Below are 4450 nucleotides of genomic sequence, written 5' to 3'. Positions count from 1 at the left end.
CTGACCGGCAGAAGTGGAACGAAAAGAACCGTCCCCCCGTTCCACGGCGGACGTTCGTCATCCCGGCGGACGCCGGGATCTCTGCTCCGATTTCGCCGGCCGCGGATTTCGGAGTTCCGAGTCGTCTGCGCGAGAATGGTCTGATGCGCGCCTACCGGGAGATCTTGACCCTTCCGGGTGCTTGGCAGTTCAGCGCGGCCGGCCTGCTGGCTCGCTCCGGCGGCGCCATGATGGGCATCGGTCTGGTGCTGATGGTGTCCGCGCTCTACGGCAGCTACGGTCTGGCCGGTGCGCTGGCCGCGTCCAATGCGGTGGCGTGGGCGCTGGGCACCGCGGCGCTGTCGAATCTGGTGGACCGCTACGGGCAACGCCGGGTGATGTACCCGGCAGCCATCGTGTCCGCCGTCATGCTCAGCCTGCTGGTGATCTTCGCGATGCTGCAGCTACCGGCCTGGACGCTGTTCGCGCCGGCGGTCCTCTCAGGCGCCACCGGCGGTGCGCCCGGGGCTCTGGTCCGGGCCCGCTGGACCCATCTCGTCGATGACCCCGACAAACTGCACACCGCCTTCTCACTCGAGTCGACACTCGACGAGGTCACCTTCGTGGTCGGCCCGGTACTGGCGACGGCGCTGTCCACCGGCGTCCACCCGGCGGCCGGACTGATCGCGCCGGTGGTGCTGTCGCTGGCCGGCGCGCACCTGTTGTACGGCCAGCGCGCCACCGAGCCTCCGGTCTCGTCACAACCCCGGCATCCTGACGCGCCGCGCGTCCGCCAGCAGTTCGTGCTGCTGGTGCCCGGCGTGGCCGCGGTGGTGGCGGTGAACCTGCTGATCGGGTGCGTGTTCGGGTCGATCGACGTGTCGGTCGTCGCCGCGACCACCGAGTGGGAGGTGCGCGAGGCAGCCGGCCTGGTGCTGGCGGTGTTCTCGCTGGCCTCCGGCCTGGCGGGGTTCTACTACGGGGCGCGGCGCTGGGCCTCGCCGGTGATCAAACGCTTCCTGATCGGGGTGGCGGCGATGTGTGCCGCCTGCGTGGCGCTGGTCGGCGCGCATTCGGTGCTGCTGCTGTGTGTGGGCGGCCTGCTGGTCGGCGTCACGGTCGCGCCGACCCTGATCAACGCGAACACCCTGATCGGCGGCCTGGTCGCCCGCGACCGGCTCACCGAGGGCCTGTCCTGGATGGGTACCGGCATCGGGATCGGCGTCGCGATCGGCTCCAGCGCGTCCGGGCAGGCGATCGACCACGCCGGCTATTCCGGCGGGCTCGGCACGGTGGCCGTCTTCGGTGCGCTGGCCGCTCTGATCGCGTTCGGCGGACGGGGTGCGCTGCAGCGCGCGGTCAGCCCGCCGCAGGCGCGCCGAGCAGTCCTCGCAGGTAGGCGGCCTGGCCCACGTGTTGCGCCGCGTCGTCTACAACGCTGACCAGTCGGACGGCGGCGGTCACCGGCGGATCCCAGGAACGATCGACGATGCGCGCCAGCTCGGCGTCGGACATTCGGGCGATCACCTCGACGGTCCGGGCGTGCACCGCGTCGTAGTAGTCGATCAACACCTCGGCGCCCGTCACATCGAAGCGCCCCACCTCGTCGGCGGTCATTCCATAGCCCATCGCGGCCTCGTCGTAGGGAACCCCGGAGCGGGCATGCCAGCCGCCGGCCCGCCACACCTCCTCGCCGCCGACGAGGGCGGCGATCTGGGTGTCCTCCTGCCGGGCCAGATGCCAGGCGATCCAGCCGATCGAGTTGCCCCGCCGCCCGCCGACCTCCGGACGCCACAGCAGCGCGGCGCGGTCCAGCCCGCGCACCGCGTCCGCTAACAGCGGCGGGATTCGGCCGAAGGCGTCCAGCAACAGGTCGACGGTGCGTACGGTCTCCATGCCTGCGACGCTACTCCGTGTCGTGCGCCGGCGCCTTGGCGCGCGGGCCTCGCAGCCGTCCGATCAGCTGGACGACGACCAGCACGATCGCGCCCGCCACGACACCGAAGACCGCCGACGCCGCGGTGTTGGTGAGCCAGGCCAGCGCCTCGCCGAAGAAGCCCGGGACGGCATGCAGGATCGCCTCCTCGGCGTGGTGCACCAGCCCGTAGGGCGGATGCCAGCCCAGTTCGTCGATGCCGACCAGCAGGATGTGACCACCGACCCACAGCATCGCGACGATGCCGACGTTCGACAGGGTGGCCAGCACCTTCGGCATCGCAGCCACCAGGCCGCGACCCAGCGCGGCGACTCCGCCGGACCGCTCGGTGGCCAGGTGCAGGCCGATGTCGTCCATCTTGACGATCACCGCGACCACCCCGTAGACCAGCACGGTCATCGCCAGCGCCACCACGATCAGGGTGACCGCGCGGGACAGCAGCGGCTCGGACGCCACCTCGTTGAGTGCGATCACCATGATCTCGGCGGACAGAATCAGATCGGTGCGGATCGCGCCGGCGACCATCGCCTTCTCGTCGGGGCCGCCGATCACCGTGGCCGGCTCGTGGTGGCCGTGTCCGCCGAACTTCTCCCAGAGTTTCTCGGCACCCTCGTAACACAGATAGGTGCCGCCGCACATCAGGATCGGGGTCAGCAGCCAGGGCAGGAACTGACTGAGCAGCAGCGCGGCGGGCAGGATGATCAGCAGTTTGTTGCGCAGTGAGCCGACGGCGATCTTCTTGATCACCGGAAGCTCCCGTTCGGGGCTGAATCCGTGCACATAGCGCGGGGTCACGGCGGTGTCGTCGATCACCACACCGGCGGCTTTCGCGCTGGCCTTCCCCGCGGCGGCGGCCACATCGTCCATCGACGCCGCGGCGAGCTTCGCCATCGCGACGATGTCGTCCAGCAGGGCGAAGAATCCTCCGCTCACCCGGTCACCACCTCAGGTCGGGTCCAGATCGAACGGCTCAGCCTAACGCCGTCGGGTACCGGACGACCCGGAGCACCCCGAGCCGCCTTCCCCGCCCTGTCCTCCCGGCTGGGATTCGCTCGACCCGTCGCAACCACCGACGGTTGAACTGGTCGAAAACCCCTCGAGCGCCGGCAACCCAGGGTCTCGACAGGCTCGACCAGCGAAAGCCAGGGCCCGATCAGCGCAGATGCAGGACGTCGCCGGCGGCGAAGGCGCGTTCACCGACGGGGGTGCTGACCAGCAGCCGGCCCTGGGCGTCCACGCCCGTCGCGGTGCCCTCGATCGCGCGGGTCGCCGATTCCAGCACCCGGACGTCCCGGCCCACGGTCGCACAATGCTCGCCGTACCACCGCCGCAGATCGGCCCCGGACGCCCAACGCCGGTAGGCCGGCTCGAAGGCGGCCAGGACCTCGGCCACCACCGCGGTCGCGGGCGCGGCGCAGCCCTCCAGCCGCAGCGAGGTCGCGGTCGGCACCGGCAGCCGATCGGCGTCCAGCGTGGTGTTGATGCCGATCCCGATGACAGCGGCGTCATCCACCCGTTCGGACAGGATGCCGCACAGCTTGCGGCCGTCGATCAGGACGTCGTTGGGCCACTTCACCTGCGGCCGGACGCCGAGGGCGGCCAGGGCGTCCGCGACCGCGATGCCGGCGACCAGCGGCAGCCACAGCCAGCGCTCGAACGGCACCCCCGCGGGCCGCAGCAGCATCGAGATCGCCACCGACGACCCCGGCGGGGCCTCCCAGCGCCGCGCGAACCGGCCGCGTCCGGCGCTCTGGTGATCGGCGACCAGCACCGTGCCGGACGCCGCGCCGCCGCGCGCCGCGGCCGCCAGATCGGCATTGGTCGAACCGGTTGTCGGAACGGCGTCGATCGCGGCGAAGAGGCGTCCGGGTCCGGTCAGCTGCGCGGTCAGTGCGGCGGCGTCCACCAGGGCTGGCGAAGTCATGGACAGTGAGCGTATTGCCTGGACGATCGCGGCGGACGCTCGCCACAATGGAACGGACGGTCGTCGACGACCGCCAGACAAGGGGTTCCAGATGTCCGCCGCCGACGAAATCATCGCCGATCTGCCGCTGGACCGGCTGGCCCAGGAGTTGGGCACCGACCCGGCCACCGCCGAGGAGGCGGTGCGGACCGCGCTCCCCACCCTCTTCGGCGGACTGCAGACCAACGTCACCGCGGACGACGAGGGGGCGCAGAGCCTGGCCCAGGCGCTCGGTCAGCACAGCGATCCGCAGTTCTTCGCCGGCGGCATCGACCTGGACGCGGTGGACACCGACGACGGCCAGGCGATCGTGCAGCACATGTTCGCCAACTCGCCCGACTCGCGGCAGGCGCTGCAGGCGGGCGGGGGTGGAGTGGGAGGCGATCTGCTGGCCAAGTTGCTGCCGATCCTCGCACCGATCGTGATGTCGTACATCGCCAAGAAGCTGGGCATGGGCGGACCGGTCCAGCAGCAACAGCAGCCGGACGCCGGCGGCCTGGGCGGCATGCTCGGCCCGATCCTGGGCGGCATGCTCGGCGGCGGTGCCGGATCGATGGGCGGCGGGTTCGGCG

The 4450-nt window shown here is 71.1% G+C and carries 5 protein-coding genes; 2 read left to right on the top strand and 3 right to left on the bottom strand.

Annotation, left to right across the window (positions count from 1 at the left end; genetic code table 11):
- The first annotated feature begins 143 nt into the window (after positions 1-143).
- Positions 144-1421 carry an MFS transporter gene (locus Q0066_RS06070; protein WP_298131086.1) on the top strand — a complete coding sequence of 426 codons (1278 nt, stop codon included), beginning with the start codon at positions 144-146 and terminating at the stop codon, positions 1419-1421.
- Here Q0066_RS06070 and Q0066_RS06065 read toward each other — a convergent pair.
- From Q0066_RS06065 to Q0066_RS06055, 3 genes are all read right to left on the bottom strand, one after another.
- On the bottom strand, positions 1339-1875 hold the full coding sequence (locus tag Q0066_RS06065) for a DinB family protein (protein WP_298131084.1): 537 nt from the start codon (positions 1873-1875) through the stop codon (positions 1339-1341). The genes Q0066_RS06070 and Q0066_RS06065 overlap by 83 nt on opposite strands.
- Before the next feature lie 10 nt (positions 1876-1885).
- Complete coding sequence (locus Q0066_RS06060; RefSeq protein WP_298131082.1) at positions 1886-2848, bottom strand: DUF808 domain-containing protein; 963 nt, start codon at positions 2846-2848, stop codon at positions 1886-1888.
- A gap of 220 nt (positions 2849-3068) precedes the next feature.
- Positions 3069-3839 (bottom strand): biotin--[acetyl-CoA-carboxylase] ligase, encoded by a 771-nt coding sequence (locus tag Q0066_RS06055; RefSeq protein ID WP_298131080.1) that lies wholly within the window; start codon positions 3837-3839, stop codon positions 3069-3071.
- 91 nt (positions 3840-3930) lie between these two features.
- Here Q0066_RS06055 and Q0066_RS06050 point away from each other — a divergent pair.
- Positions 3931-4450 (top strand): DUF937 domain-containing protein (locus Q0066_RS06050; RefSeq protein ID WP_298131078.1); only part of this gene is annotated, 520 nt, incomplete at its 3' end.

Origin of the sequence: Micropruina sp. (genome assembly GCF_027492755.1) — a bacterium.
In the GTDB taxonomy this organism is placed as follows: domain Bacteria; phylum Actinomycetota; class Actinomycetes; order Propionibacteriales; family Propionibacteriaceae; genus Micropruina.
Note: the sequence above shows the minus strand (reverse complement) of the source record. Positions and strands in the feature narration are given on the sequence as shown.